This window comes from Loktanella agnita (assembly GCF_046640325.1).
GTDB classification, from domain to species: domain Bacteria; phylum Pseudomonadota; class Alphaproteobacteria; order Rhodobacterales; family Rhodobacteraceae; genus Yoonia; species Yoonia agnita.
The window spans coordinates 1-13,355 of sequence record NZ_JBJMBF010000031.1 but is presented as its reverse complement, the minus strand read 5'-3'; the positions used below and the strand labels follow the sequence as shown (position 1 = coordinate 13,355).

The 13,355-nt window shown below is 59.1% G+C and carries 9 protein-coding genes and 4 pseudogenes; 5 read left to right on the top strand and 8 right to left on the bottom strand.

Annotation, left to right across the window (positions count from 1 at the left end; all coding sequences use genetic code 11):
* Positions 1-1,148 (bottom strand): annotated as a pseudogene (locus ACJ5NV_RS20125) (hypothetical protein); the annotation flags it as partial.
* A 620-nt stretch (positions 1,149-1,768) separates the two neighbouring features.
* Between ACJ5NV_RS20125 and ACJ5NV_RS20120 the strand changes: the two are divergent.
* Positions 1,769-2,442 (top strand): annotated as a pseudogene (locus ACJ5NV_RS20120) (transposase); the annotation flags it as partial.
* Positions 2,443-3,369: 927 nt separating this feature from the next.
* Here ACJ5NV_RS20120 and ACJ5NV_RS20115 read toward each other — a convergent pair.
* From ACJ5NV_RS20115 to ACJ5NV_RS20095, 5 genes are read right to left on the bottom strand one after another with little or no spacing between them, the layout of a single operon-like run.
* Positions 3,370-4,176, bottom strand: coding sequence for a transglutaminase-like domain-containing protein (locus ACJ5NV_RS20115; RefSeq protein WP_411646637.1), 807 nt, complete (start codon positions 4,174-4,176; stop codon positions 3,370-3,372).
* Positions 4,177-4,207: 31 nt separating this feature from the next.
* Entirely contained in the window at positions 4,208-4,657 is a 450-nt protein-coding gene (locus tag ACJ5NV_RS20110; RefSeq protein WP_411646636.1) for a hypothetical protein, read from the bottom strand.
* On the bottom strand, positions 4,654-5,115 hold the full coding sequence (locus ACJ5NV_RS20105) for a hypothetical protein (RefSeq protein ID WP_411646635.1): 462 nt from the start codon (positions 5,113-5,115) through the stop codon (positions 4,654-4,656). The genes ACJ5NV_RS20110 and ACJ5NV_RS20105 overlap by 4 nt, the downstream gene beginning before the upstream one ends.
* Before the next feature lie 8 nt (positions 5,116-5,123).
* On the bottom strand, positions 5,124-5,510 hold the full coding sequence (locus ACJ5NV_RS20100) for a hypothetical protein (protein ID WP_411646633.1): 387 nt from the start codon (positions 5,508-5,510) through the stop codon (positions 5,124-5,126).
* Positions 5,507-5,821, bottom strand: a complete 315-nt coding sequence (locus tag ACJ5NV_RS20095) for a hypothetical protein (protein WP_411646631.1) — start codon at positions 5,819-5,821, stop codon at positions 5,507-5,509. The genes ACJ5NV_RS20100 and ACJ5NV_RS20095 overlap by 4 nt, the downstream gene beginning before the upstream one ends.
* Positions 5,822-6,089: 268 nt before the next feature.
* Here ACJ5NV_RS20095 and ACJ5NV_RS20090 point away from each other — a divergent pair, with 268 nt between their 5' ends.
* On the top strand, positions 6,090-6,515 hold the full coding sequence (locus ACJ5NV_RS20090) for a hypothetical protein (RefSeq protein WP_411646630.1): 426 nt from the start codon (positions 6,090-6,092) through the stop codon (positions 6,513-6,515).
* Positions 6,516-7,141: 626 nt separating this feature from the next.
* A complete protein-coding gene (locus ACJ5NV_RS20085; RefSeq protein WP_411646628.1) occupies positions 7,142-7,330 on the top strand; it encodes a hypothetical protein in 189 nt (62 codons plus the stop codon).
* A 57-nt stretch (positions 7,331-7,387) separates the two neighbouring features.
* On the opposite strand, the gene ACJ5NV_RS20080 is transcribed toward ACJ5NV_RS20085, so the two are convergent.
* Complete coding sequence (locus ACJ5NV_RS20080; protein ID WP_411646626.1) at positions 7,388-8,122, bottom strand: Crp/Fnr family transcriptional regulator; 735 nt, start codon at positions 8,120-8,122, stop codon at positions 7,388-7,390.
* A gap of 150 nt (positions 8,123-8,272) precedes the next feature.
* Here ACJ5NV_RS20080 and ACJ5NV_RS20075 point away from each other — a divergent pair, with 150 nt between their 5' ends.
* Entirely contained in the window at positions 8,273-8,509 is a 237-nt protein-coding gene (locus ACJ5NV_RS20075; protein ID WP_411646624.1) for a hypothetical protein, read from the top strand.
* Positions 8,510-8,812: 303 nt separating this feature from the next.
* On the opposite strand, the pseudogene ACJ5NV_RS20070 reads toward ACJ5NV_RS20075, so the two are convergent.
* A pseudogene (locus ACJ5NV_RS20070) lies at positions 8,813-9,491 on the bottom strand (transposase); the annotation flags it as partial.
* A gap of 307 nt (positions 9,492-9,798) precedes the next feature.
* On the opposite strand from ACJ5NV_RS20070, the pseudogene ACJ5NV_RS20065 reads away from it, so the two are divergent.
* Positions 9,799-13,278 (top strand): annotated as a pseudogene (locus tag ACJ5NV_RS20065) (RecQ family ATP-dependent DNA helicase); the annotation flags it as partial.
* Positions 13,279-13,355 lie beyond the last annotated feature (77 nt).

Genomic DNA, 13,355 nt, shown 5'->3' with positions numbered 1-13,355 from the left:
CCGGTGCCAGCGCCAAACACCACAGTCGAGGCCTCTAGCGTCCCCGCGGCCACAGCCGCGTCACCCGCCGCCGCACCGATATTGAGCGTGCCGCTGGACGTGCCACCAAGTGCAACGTACGCCACACCTCCTACTTGTACCGACCCGCCATCAGCAATCGTCAGCGTCCCCGTGCCTTGGTTGCCGACAGTGAGCTTATCTGCATTCGTCAAGCTTGACCCGGCCCCGGTTACCGACACCGTGCCGATGGAATTTGCGTCTGAGCCGATAAAGCTTTCTAGATTGCTGACCGCGCCACCCTCCGCAATCGTCAGCATCCCCGTGCCCTGGCTGCCGACAGTGAGTCTGGCCGTATTCTCCCAGTTGGAATCCTCTCCCGTCACCGTCACTGTGCTAGTGGAGCTTGAATAATGACCTATAATGCCATCAGCACTGCTGACCGCGCCACCCTCTGCGATGATCAGCGTCCCCGTGCCGAACTCGCCGACAATAAGGTTAGCCGCATTCGTCCAGCTTGACCCGGCCCCGGTTACCGACACAGTGCCTTCGGAGCCTGTTAATAAGCCGATATAGCCATAGTTGCTGCTGACCACACCACCATTTTCGATGTTGAGCGTACCCGTGCCTAAATTGCCGACGTGTAAATAGCTAGTATTCGTCCAGCTTGAATCCTCTCCCGTCACCGTCACCGTGCCGGTCGAGCCTGAATTACCCCCGATATAGCCGTCGTTACCGCTGACCGCGCCACCCGCAATGATTTGGAGCGCGCCGGTCGAGGAATCGCCGACAAACAAATCGTCGCCAACATCCCAAGGGCTCGGCCGCGTGCCTGTCCCCCCTGCACCTCCGCTTGCAAGCCCGTTTCCGTCCACAATCTCAACGGCCCCATCATCAATCGACTCGGCCCACCCCGGTGCCGCAACCGTCACCAGCGCCGTCGCGGACAGCAAGGCACTGCGTAAGACCATTCGCGCACGGAATGGAAAGCCGCAACGCGCGGCAAGAACACGATGAAACCCGGTCACCTGTGCCCGCGGGCGTCTGACAGATGCCGTGCCCTGATAGGCCTGTGGTGTGAGGGGGGCGATGCGCAGCAGTGACGGCCCGTAGACCGATGAACTCGATCCGCGACAGATGATAGTCTTCATAAGTGAACTTTCTCGCGACAGCCGAGGCGCAGGATCATATGGATTTCAGCGTAAAACCCTACGAAATACACGTCGGATAAATGAATTTAATGGCCAATGAATTCAAAATACTACACAAAATGCGCATGCTGCGGCCGACCCGGATATCACCAGGCGCAGATACACTTTTGTGTTATTGGGGCCGCCCGCAGCCTGTCAAGTTTCTTTCCCTTAGGTCAATATATTTACAACACCTGTGGCCACCAAAGCGCAGCTGAGCGACAGACACCCCCTGAAAGACCCACCCCATCGTCAATCACGCGCAGCGGGGCATTTGAAACAACGATATCAGGTTCGCGATCCATTTGGTTGCCTCAAGGGCTGGCAGCAATCATGAAAAATGCCAAGCCCATCGCTAATGTTTGACACATAGATGCTGCACCATGCGCAAATGTCCGAAATGAAGGACCACATTGCAGAATGGCAATTCATGGGTGAATGGCGGGTTTGGGCCGATGGCGTTGATCGAAACTTCCGTCTAATTTTGTTGAAAAACTATTCCTTGATCGTGGCGTGAACTGCTGATTCAATTAGTTGGAGGATCTGCGATGATGGGAGCACGACAAGAAGCGTAGGCGGCTTTGTTCTATGAGTTCTCATTGGACGATCATGTCCCGCAAGATCATCTACTGCGCTCCATTGATCGTTTCGTCGATCTCAGCAGCATCCGCACCCATCTTGCGGATTTCTACAGCCACACGGGGCGTTCTTCTGTCGATCCTGAATTCCTGATCCGGGTGCTGCTTGTAGGGTATTGCTTCGGCATCCGGTCCGAGCGGCGGCTCTGCGAGGAGGTCCATTTGAACCTGGCGTACCGCTGGTTCTGCCGTCTGGATCTGAATGATCGCATTCCTGACCACTCTACCTTTTCTAAGAACCGGCATGGCCGCTTCCGCGAGAGCGAACTGCTGCGTCGCTTGTTTGAGACGACCGTTGCCCGCGGCATCGAAGAAAGTCTGGTCAGCGGCCAACGCATGGCTGTTGATTCCAGCTTGATAGAGGCGAATGCCAACCGGCAGCATTCTGCACCAAAGGATGAATGGGACGCCAACCGCATTGATGTCGATGCCGCGCCACGCGCCGTGAAGGAGTATCTCGATACGCTGGATGAGGCCGCTTTCGGCGCGGCGAGCGAGGTGCGCCCAAGTTCACGTCCTTCTCTGATCCAGCCAGCCAGTGGACTGCGGCGCGCAAAGGACCTGCTTTCTTTAGCTATTCTGACAACGATCTGATCGACACCGATCATGGTAGCATCCGCGGGCGATGTTTGGAAATGCTACGTCGACCAAGGTTTTTTCGCGATCATATCGAATCCGCGCTGACTTCTGTACGTACAGCCTACGTCCCTGTCGGTCGTGGGAGCATGCCCTCGTTTTCAGCGGCATGGATTGACGCCATGTCACGTCCACCTAGAGGCGCCGGGTTCCGGTCCAGCACATCCCTGTCGGACTGGGGCGTCCGGAGCCTCGAATAGAGATGCCGCATATGCACTGCAGAGACGCCGTCGGCCTCCATCACGAGGCGCACCATTGGGTCAGCCAGCATTTCCTCAAGGAAGACGTCGGACAACGCTCTGCCCGTTAGCTTGTCCCTGGCGCGTGCATGGTCCAGATCGGCAAGGGAAACGGCCAGAGTCCGCGAAAGCCCCGGATGAGATGTCCGGGGATGAAGTTTCACTAGGACGGAGGCTCTCCAGGCTGCGGGATCTCGTTGGTCCGGAGGTGAAACCAATTCCGTCTCGATCTCGTACTCTCCTGCCGGGAGTGTCTCGTCAAAGCCTGGAACGGTGAATGGCCGGGAAAACACCGCGACGGTCTTGCTCGTCAATTCTTCCATTGGCGCGTTCCATTCCCTTGTTGCTGTGGGTGGGGCGCGCCCCTCGTTGAAACAAGACGCGCGCCTTGTGTACGTCTCAAGATGTCTTGGATTTTGCCGGCGCTTCGGTGCCAGCAGCCTTGGGATCGGTCTCTTTGGATGGGGCCGCCGCTGTCTTCGCCGGCTTCGGCTTTAACGCGGCCGCAGCTCGCGCGGTAAGGTCCTTGAAGGACATTTCATCAATCCTTTGATTAGGCGACGCCAACTCCTCGTCCATGTCGGACCGGGATGCCTGGCGTCGATACTATACATATGGGGGTGGGCGGCCCGCTTTACGATGGGGCATCGAAAAGTTAGCCAAATGCAGTCAGGCCAGCTCATCCGTCCAGACCTTGAATTGTAACAACGTGTTCTGGCCGAATGTCTGGGTCAGAGGGACATCGGCAGCATCGCGACCGCGCGCAATCAAGATTCTCGCAAACCTTGGCGTGTTGTTGCGCGGGTCGAACATGTGCCATTCTCCGGCAAGGAACACCTCCATCCAGGCGGCAAAATCTCCGGGTGGATGAGGCAGAGGTTCACCGATGTCGCTCAGATACCCGGTACAGTAGCGGGCCGGAATGTTCATGCAACGACATAGGGCGATGGCGAGATGGGCGAAGTCGCGGCAGACGCCCTGTCGCTCGGCCATGGTCTGCGATGCGGTGCGCGTCGCCTTTGCCTGCATATAGTCGAAGCGGACATGCCCATGCACGAAATCGCAGATCGCCTGCACGCGTGACCATCCTGGATCCGTGGCCTCGAACAGGCGCCACGCTTCCTCCGACAGAAGGTCGGTATCGCAATACCGGCTTCCCTGCAGAAACACGAGGGTTTCGAACGGCAGATCCTGAACCGCGTACTGCCGCGCGCCGGGCATGGAGGGATCAGGCTGGCCCGTGTCGCGGAAGATGCCATCCGTCGACAGGCAGAAGTCGCCCTCCGGGGCCACCATCCGCGTGCACCAGTTGCCGAACCCGTCGCGGTAGCTTTCCAGCGGCACGCTCGGCTGCGTCACGAGATAGTCGGCACGCTCCAGATCGCCAAAGCGCGAGTAGTGGACGTTCAGCATCGCAATCAGTGGCGTCGGCTGCGGGAATCTGTAGCGCAGACGGCACCCGATGCTGACGCGCATGCCGGACTCGCCACGACGAGAAAAATCCGCATCACCGTGCAAGGACGCACATCCCATCGGAGAGCCGGAAGCCTCGATTACAGCTCCACCGGTTTCCGGATCGGTCGAGATAGGCGTTCTCCGGCAGATCGATAGCGATGCAACCGCCACCATAGCTGGGCGCCTGAGCATCCTGCGGAATCGGCCCAGTGCCATCCTGCGCAAGCGCGGGGAAGGCGAAGGACGCGATCACACCGGCCATGAATGCCGTCTTCGCGATCAGCCTCGCGAGGGGATGCTTCATCGCCGCCTGCTCCTTGGCGGACCAGAGTCCGCCGGTTGCCGCGCGAGTCTTCGATAGCCCAAGCGTGAGCGTTCCGGTCAGCCATCGATTGGGCGCGGGCGGGTAGCCCCAGGAATTCGATCTCGATGGCATGCCTTCGTTCTCGGCCACCAGGATCGAGAAGTCCTGCGAAACTGTCGGATCAATGTTCCCGATCATCGGGGCGACAATTTGTGCAAGGCCGCAGCCGCAAGAGCATGTTCCTTCTGGTGGTAATTACCGCAGAACTTGTCGTCGACCCGCGCTTCCCAAGTGCCGTTTCTTTCACGTACATGAATCGCATCTCGCTGCGCTATCCGGTACATGGGAAAGCCTTGTCCTCCGCTGCTGTTGGGCGACACGGGTGGCTTGACGGTCATTTCCGGCTCCTTCGGCTTGGGCGCGCGCATTTCTTCGAGGAGCATCACGGCGCGAATGAATTCTTCGGCGTGATCATCCGTTTCGCGGTGGTCATTTTCGTGCTGGGCCATACGCATGGGCACGACGAACCGAGCTCTCAAATGATCGATGAACTGCAGCTCCGTGCGGGCTATGTAAGCGGTCAAAGCTTGCAAAATCCGTTCATGGGCCAGCACACGCCTTTCAATAGCTGTCGTCTCGAGTGACGCGATTGACATGACGCGGTTCATCCTTCATCGACCACGCTTTCCGGGCGCACGGATGATCCATCGACATCGAGAGCTGCCAGGCAAGCTTGCGCGATATCCTGGTTCGGCGCATCGGTACCCGGCATTGTCGCCCAGCCAGCTGTTATGAGGGTGTCGCGCCGCTGGAAGGTCGAGGCGGCTCGGATCGCTTCCAACTTGTCTGCCCGGGACGGGTCAGAGCGCGCCATGTCGAGGCATACCGGGACCATGGACGCGACAACCTTGTCGTGAGACATCGCCATCGCCCTGTCGTTTGAGGTATCGTCGGTCACCCAGCCACCCCAGGAAAATCCGACAATGCCGACAAAAGCGGCGCCGATCAGCGTGCCATAGATGCCGGGTTTGAGCCATTCGGGAGTATTCACGTTCTATCCTCCTGCGGAAAAAGCGCCGCTTCGCTGTGATTGTTTGTTACGGATGTGTCCGCATCCCGGCGCAGAGCCTCCTTAAGATCGCTCTCGGTCGTCAATCGGAGCTCACTTCGCCCCGCGTGAGCCCCCTTACCGCGCACAGTCATGTAGGTTGCCGTCCGTCGATAGGCCTCGAAGCTCAGTCCCTGGAGAAGCTCTTCTTCGACGAGAACCTCATAGTCGCCCGCGGGCAAATCAGCCGGGTATCCCGGCAAGGTGAACGGGTTTGAAAACGTCACCGTCGATCTGATCGACCGCATGTTCATCTCTGTTCTCCGCGATGTTGGCAGATATGTCGCACGCCACTGTTGACGGCCTCTTGGAATGGGGGACGGACCAGTCGAACTACCCTCTTGTACGCCCGGATCGTTCAACCAATGCTGACGTATGTTAGTGCCGGGCACAGAACCCGTTGCGACCTCCCTGAGGGCAATCGCCCGCACTGACCTGTGTAAGGACGGCGAAACCGACCTGAGCGTATCATTTGGGAAACAGGGATGATCTGCATTCCTGCAACCCTTGAAAGGATTGGCTATGGCCGACCCCAATGTACTCAACCCGCACCCGCCCGAGTTTGATCGGTTTCTCTATGCATCCGTCGGCGAGGACCGGAACGGCTATGTCGTGACTGTGCTCTCTACGCTCGCGCGGCTTGGCCTGGATCCATGGAAAGAAGCCGCTGAATTGGTCGTGCTGGGGCACGACGCTGCGCAGGCACGCTTGGGAACGCTGCTTGCCCGATTTCGGGACGTACCCGCGCTCGCCAGCGATCACGGTAGGATCGCACGAGACTTGAGCCTGCTGCTTCCCGAAGGCCGGTCACCAAGTAGCCTGAAGCGAGTTGCCTCGACGGTGGCCCGGGACCGCCCGGGAAAAAGCGGAGCGATCTGGACGGTACTCGCGATCATCTTTGTGCTGTTTCAGATATTCATGGTTGGCGGGTCGGGGTCAGGCGAATGACCACCTCAACCGCGACCGTGAGGAGACCGGAACATGCAGTGCACAAGTCCGATACGCTTCCACTTACACGAACAGGGCATATTCTGGGACATGGAGGAACACTTTTGGACCAGTGGCGCCGACAACGCGCGGGCAACGACTGCAACCAACGCCGTCATGGTCTTCCCTTATCCGCGCAGCATCCTTCAAGGCGACTAGATCTGGACCCACCTTCGTGAAAGGACCGACTGGCATACCGTTGTCATGGCCGAACGTCGCGTGATGCGGTGTCATAAAATCGCCATTCTCACCTAATTGCATCTCGGTAGAAAAGGCCGATGTGCCAATCTACAAGGCCCTCTGTGCCTCTACTTACCTCAACGATGACAACAGTTGGCTGAGGACTTCCCACCAACAAACTGTGGTAACTTGAAAAGCGCAGAAGCAATCGAACTGCGGCGTGCGCCGGGACTAACCTGCGTCAGTGCGGCGTGGCGCCAATGCCGGTTAGGTGAGACATGCCCGCCCAGTATTTGGCGGTACACCTTTTCCGAGTACCCGAGAAGCGTGTGGGCGTGTCGATCCTCAAAAGGTCGGCATGTCGGCGCGCTTCTTATTCTCGGAACGTCCAGGAAAGGACAATCCCAATGACTCCCGAACAGAACAAGACTGCCGAGAAGATGACCTCCGTAAAGGCCGCGTGGGACAAGGCGCCCGCTGGTCCGAAAAAGGACACGGCGCTGAAACACTATCAGGCAGCCGAGAAGGCAAACACAGCGAAGAACGACGCCGAGACCAACAAGGAACTCGACGCCGCGAAGCATGCGCTTTCGTGACAACCAGCTGCTGATGTGATCACCTGGGCCGCCTGCCGAAAAGGGAGGGCGGCCCTCTCACATGAGGAGCGGGCCGCTCTGATCCAGATACGCCGGATCAAACTCCGCTAGATCCATCAGCCCGTCGTAGTTGTGGAACTTCACATGGCCGTCCCGAAAAGTTACTAGTCCACTCTCGCGAAGCTGCCGCAGAACCCGGTTTACGTGGATGGCACTCAGCCCCAGCGCATCCGCAAGGTGGTACTGGGTCAGCGGGCAGTCATACCCATCCTTGGTTCCCATGCCGACCAACGCAAGCCGTGATCCCAGCTCTAGCAGGAAATGCGCCATGCGCGCATCCGCATCACGGCGACCGATTCCGACGAGATGTTCCACCACCATCGCTTCGTCCCGTGACGCCGCCCAGAGTATGGCGGTTGCGAGGCGCGGTGTCTGCGTGAATGCATCAAGAAGGTCGCTCTTCAGCACTTCCGCAGCCTCGATATCGACGATGGGTTCGAAGCTGTGATCCGACGTGCGCAAAAGAACGCTCCGCAACCCTAAAAAATCACCCGGCACCTGGAAATCCACGATCTGCCGCGTCCCGTCGGCCTGCAGTTTGTAGGAACAGACCCAACCTGCGGACAGAATATAAGCGGCCTGAGCCGACTGGCCCTGATGAACCATATCACGCCCTGCGGCGAACGAGCGGCGACGCTTATGCAGTCGTTCAAGCACGGCCAGCTCGACCTCCGACAGGGCGACGAAGGCCGAAAGCTTGCGGGTCAGGGGGTTGTGTTCAACTAATGTCATAGCGCCTCCTGGCGTGTCGTGACCCAAGAGCAGAAATTAGCTCAGGCACTGCTCTGGATCAGTCCAGCATAGAGCACATCCTGCGAGATGTATGGATGCATCTGAATCTCATCTTCTCTCAGGTTCACGATGCCGAGAAAGGAAACCCGGATGTCCAACGCAAGCGAACATGCAGGCCAGGCCGCCCTATCGATCTGCGAGGCGCTCCTGCTTGCCATGAACGATTGCGGGTTGCTGCCGGAACACGAGATCGCGGGGGTTCTTCGTGACGCTGCGGCGACCCATGAGAATGCCATTGGCACCGAACGCGAAATGGAAAGGCACCGGGCCGTCGCCGAAATGATCAATTCGATCGTAGCTGGCGGGAACTCGGTTCGACGTTTGTGATGCAATACAGCGGCGGTCGCGATCCGCAATCTCGCAGTAGAAGCCGAACAGGCCCGCTGGAATGTCCGAAATCAATGACATGGGCGGCATGATGAAGCCCAGCTCAATGCTGCGATCCTGACCTGCCCCCTGCTGGTCCCTCGTTCATAATGAGAGTTTGCGGGTTTGGATTTAATATTTTGCGTTGTCAGTTTGCACAAGCGCGTCGCGCGCGGAGCCCTCAAATTGCGCAGCGGGTGGTCATAACCGGGTCTCAGGTCTCAACAGTGGTTTCGCATGAACCACACTGATGAGGAGACCGGCTATGACCCCCAAGATCCGGAACTTCCGCGGGGCGCTGAAGTTGTCGGATACGAAGTCCAAGGACCAGCGCGCATTGGGTTGCCCCGCGATCGGCATCGGCGTCCTCGTCCCACGTGCGCGTTGCCGGCAACGCAGCCGCTTAACGGACAGCCCTTCTTCGCGATAGATCCTGAAGAGCTTCTTGTGGCTATGGTCATGCCCTTGCGCTCCAACAGCATGCCGATCCGGCGGTAACCGAACCTGCGCCGCTTGGGGGCGATCTCCTGCATCTCCTTGCGGATATCGGCACTGTCCGGCGGGCGTTCACGCCGGAGTGTCTTGGGGTCGACACCATCCAGCCTGCAGGCCCGGCGCTGCGAGATGTCATGATCTCGCATCACCCGGAGCGCCGCATCTGGCCGCTTGATCAATGTCGTCAGTTCTTTCCCAACTGGTCTTTCAGCACCACGTTGTCCAGCATCGTGTCTGCCAGCAGCCGCTTGAGCTTGGCATTTTCATCCTCGAGCGCCTTCAGCCTCGCCGCCTCGGACACGTCCATACGGCCATACTTGGCATTCAGCTTGTAGAACGTGGCGGTGCTCAGACCATGCCTGCAGCACACCTCAGCCGTCGGCATCCCGGCCTCCTGTTCCTTGATCGTCCCAATGATCTGCACCTCGGTGAAACGGCTCTTTCGCATCTGTTTGCTCCTTCAGAGTTGGCGCAGACCCTACATCACGTTGAGAGATTTCCCGGGGGGCGGGGCATAACGGTTGGATAAAATTGCGTAACGCTTTGGTGCGGCAGAAGCACAGGTATAGCTGCTTCGAAAAGTGATATGGCCTGTCTTGCTTGACCACGATGGGTTCTGTGGGCCACATATGTTATCGATTTGAAAATTTCACCGGTGCGCTCTGCAAACATCCGCTCAACACTCTGATCAGTTTCTAACTGAATGCCTCTCAGTTGACCTCGAAGTCGATCCCAGAACAGCGAGGGTCTTCGATCTGGCGGCAGTGCGGCATGATGATAGACCCGCCATCCGATGTCAAAATGACATGGATGCGGCGTTGGACTGGCTGGAGGCTAACCTCGGCGAAACGAAGCACTTAATCGGGCACAATATTCTGCACCACGATCTGCCGCATCTAGCGGCCATGCGGCCACGACTCGCGAAACTTGCTAAGGCGCCGATCGATACCTTGTGGCTCAACCCGTTGGCCTTTCCACGCAATCCGTATCACCGCCTCGTCAAACATTATCACGATGGTCGGCTGCTTTCGGAGCATGTGAATGACCCTGAGGCCGATGCGCGTCTGGTTTTCGACGTCCTGACTAACCAATTGGACGCATTTCGCGTATTGAACGCGAAATCGCCGGACGCGATGGCCGCCTACCACTACCTGACGACACGCAGTGAGCAGGATCGGGGCTTCGACGCCCTTTTTACCTACCTGCGGAGCGCTGAAGTGTCCTCTGCAGAACAGGCGCGCCAGGCACTTTGGCGTTTGCTGGAAGGTGAATCCTGCAGAACGGCGCTGCGGCACGTGTTGGAGCACGTTGGCTCACCGCAGGCTGGATGGCCGCTGGCCTACGCGCTGGCATGGATTTCAGTCGCGGGTGGGGATTCCGTCATGCCGCCTTGGGTGCGCATGCAGTTCCCCAATGCCGCGCGCATGGTCAAAGACCTACGCGACACCGCTTGCGACGCGCCGGACTGCGCCTGGTGCCGTGAGAAGAGCGATCCGGTCAAAGCCCTGTCGCGGTGGTTTGGTTTCGATGGCTTTCGTCCCACGCCCACGGATGCCCACGGCCGACCGCTGCAGGAACGCATCGTCGATGAAGGCATGCGCGGCAACAGCCTGCTGGGTATTCTGCCGACCGGGACGGGCAAATCCGTCTGCTACCAGATCCCGGCCCTGGCGAAGTTTGACCGGACCGGTGCGCTGACCGTCGTGATCTCGCCACTGGTCGCGCTCATGGCTGACCAAGTGGCTGGCATGGAGCGCACGGGCATATCATCGGCGGTCACAGTGAACGGGATGCTGTCGCTGCCGGAACGACAGGATGCGCTGGACAAAGCCCGCATGGGGGACGCAGCGATGCTGCTCATCTCTCCAGAGCAGTTGCGCAGCATTTCGGTGCGCTCGGTCTTGAAACAGCGCGAGATTGGGCTTTGGGTGCTCGACGAGGCGCACTGCGTGTCGAAATGGGGTCACGATTTCCGGCCTGATTATCGCTACATCTCGCGGTTCATTCGGGAAACGGCGGGCGACGAAGACATGGCGCCGGTGATCTGCCTGACTGCAACGGCCAAGCCGGAGGTCGTGCACGACATTCGGGATCATTTCCACCAGCGGCTTGGGACAGATCTGCTACTGCTGGATGGCGGGGCGTCTCGGACGAACCTGAGTTTCGAGGTCCGCTCGACCGGCAAGCGGACGAAACTTGCCGATATCATGGAGGTCATCGAACAGCGCCTGCCACCGGAGGGTGCGTCCGGTGCTGTCGTCTATTGTGCGACGCGCAAATCAACCGAAGACGTGGCGCAGTTTCTGCAACAACAGGGGCTGTCGGCGGAACGCTATCACGCGGGTCTGACACCGGATGAGAAGAAGACTATCCAGGAACGATTCCGCGTTGGCGACTTGCGGGTCATCGCTGCGACCAATGCGTTTGGAATGGGGATCGACAAGCCGGATATCCGGTTGGTGGTGCATGGCGACATTCCCGGGTCGTTGGAGAATTACTTGCAGGAGGCGGGGCGCGCGGGACGTGATCGGGATCATGCCAATTGCGTGTTGCTTTATGCCGCCGACGACGTGGAGCGGCAGTTCCAACTCTCTGCGCGATCACGACTTGATCGGAAGGAAATCTGTGCGATCCTAAAAGCCGTTCGGCGTATGGACCAGCGCACCCGCAGCACGGGCACGATCGTCGCGACCTCAGGCGAGATCGTACGTCAGGAGCATGAGCGGGAGTTTCAGCGCGAGAGCGCGACGGATGACACACGGGTCAAAACGGCCTTGTCCTGGCTGGAAGAGGCCAAATTGCTATCCCGCGAGGAAAACCGGGTTCAGGTCTTTCCGTCTTCGCTACGCGTCCGCAGCCTCGACGAGGCGGGAGCAAGGATCGACAACGCTGAAATCACCGGGACGCGGCGCACACAGTTGATGGACCTTGTCCGCCACCTGATGAATGCCCCGGCCGACGAGGGAATCTCCACCGACGAGCTGACGGGCGTCAGCGGCCTGACCGGCGGTCAGTTGACCAAGGCGCTCGCCGATCTGGAAAGCCTCGGCATCGCGCGAAACGACACGGCGGTAACAGTTTTCGTGCACGCTGGGGTTGCGGATGATTCCCGCAAGCGCTTGACGCAGGCAACGCGGCTGGAAATCGATCTCATCGCGTTGATGCGAGAAGAAGCGCCAGACGCCGAAGATCAGGTCAGCACGCCGTTCAACCTGCAACTTGCGTGCCAGAAACTGCGAGATGCAGGGCACAGCCAAGTTCGCCCTGACGTCGTAGAGAAATTGCTGCGGGGAATGGCTCGCGATGGCCGTGACCTAGATGGTGGCAAGGGCAATGTGCGCTTGCGTAAGTCGTCGCGCGATACACTGTTCGTGGCATTGCAGCGTGCGTGGTCGGTTTTGGAACAGTCTGCCGCTCTGCGCAGGCAGGCCGGTGAGTCGTTGGTCGAGCACTTGCTGGGACGCCTTGAAAAGGGCCAGCGCGGAAAGGATCAGCAGGTCGAAACCACGCTGGGCGACATGCTGGCGAGCCTTACGGGCGATGCCTTCCTACGCGGGCAGGTTAAAGAAATGACGCGGTTAATGGACCGCGCGTTGTTGTGGCTTCATGAACAGGACGTGGTGACGCTGGGCAAGGGGCTGACCGTGTTCCGGCCCGCGATGACGGTGCAGCTTGCGCCTGGCAAGACGCAGTTTCTGGTCAAGGATTTCGCGCCGCTGCAAGAGCATTACGACGAACAGACGGTGCAGACCCATGTGATGGCCGCTTACGCGGAAACCGGGTTGTCATCGATGCCCGATGCCATGCGCCTGTCCGAGGATTACTTTGCCCTCGATCAGGAGGGCTTCATGGGTCGCTGGATGAAGGGGCGAACGACCGAGGTCAAACGCCAGACAACGGGGAAATCCTGGACGGCTGTGGTCGAAGCTCTGGGAAATCCCGTGCAGCAGAAGATCGTGGCCGATGACCGGGACGCTACGAACGTGCTTGTTCTCGCCTGGCCGGGCTCCGGAAAGACGCGGGTTCTGGTGCACCGCATCGCCTACCTGATCCGCGTGCGCCGCGAAGACCCGCGCAGCATCCTTGTCCTGAGTTACAACCGCCACGCAGCGGTCGAAATCCGGGCGCGGTTGCGGCACCTCATCGGCGATGAAGCCTTTGGCGTCACGGTTTCCACCTGTCATGCGATGGCCATGCGGCTGGTTGGGGCCAGTTTTGCCGGATCGCTGGCAGAATGGACCTGTCGCGGTTTGATGCCGCTCCTTTGATAGCATTTACTGCAACAAAGGAGATTGACTATGGGACTGAAACG

Excerpts from the sequence above, each read along its gene's own strand:
- ACJ5NV_RS20075 (WP_411646624.1), top strand. The coding sequence starts at position 8,273 with ATGTCCAACGCAAGCGAACATGCAGGCCAGGCCGCCCTATCGATCTGC.
- ACJ5NV_RS20115 (WP_411646637.1), bottom strand. The coding sequence starts at position 4,176 with ATGCGCGTCAGCATCGGGTGCCGTCTGCGCTACAGATTCCCGCAGCCG.
- ACJ5NV_RS20085 (WP_411646628.1), top strand. The coding sequence starts at position 7,142 with ATGACTCCCGAACAGAACAAGACTGCCGAGAAGATGACCTCCGTAAAG.
- ACJ5NV_RS20090 (WP_411646630.1), top strand. The coding sequence starts at position 6,090 with ATGGCCGACCCCAATGTACTCAACCCGCACCCGCCCGAGTTTGATCGG.
- ACJ5NV_RS20095 (WP_411646631.1), bottom strand. The coding sequence starts at position 5,821 with ATGAACATGCGGTCGATCAGATCGACGGTGACGTTTTCAAACCCGTTC.
- ACJ5NV_RS20105 (WP_411646635.1), bottom strand. The coding sequence starts at position 5,115 with ATGTCAATCGCGTCACTCGAGACGACAGCTATTGAAAGGCGTGTGCTG.
- ACJ5NV_RS20110 (WP_411646636.1), bottom strand. The coding sequence starts at position 4,657 with ATGATCGGGAACATTGATCCGACAGTTTCGCAGGACTTCTCGATCCTG.
- ACJ5NV_RS20080 (WP_411646626.1), bottom strand. The coding sequence starts at position 8,122 with ATGACATTAGTTGAACACAACCCCCTGACCCGCAAGCTTTCGGCCTTC.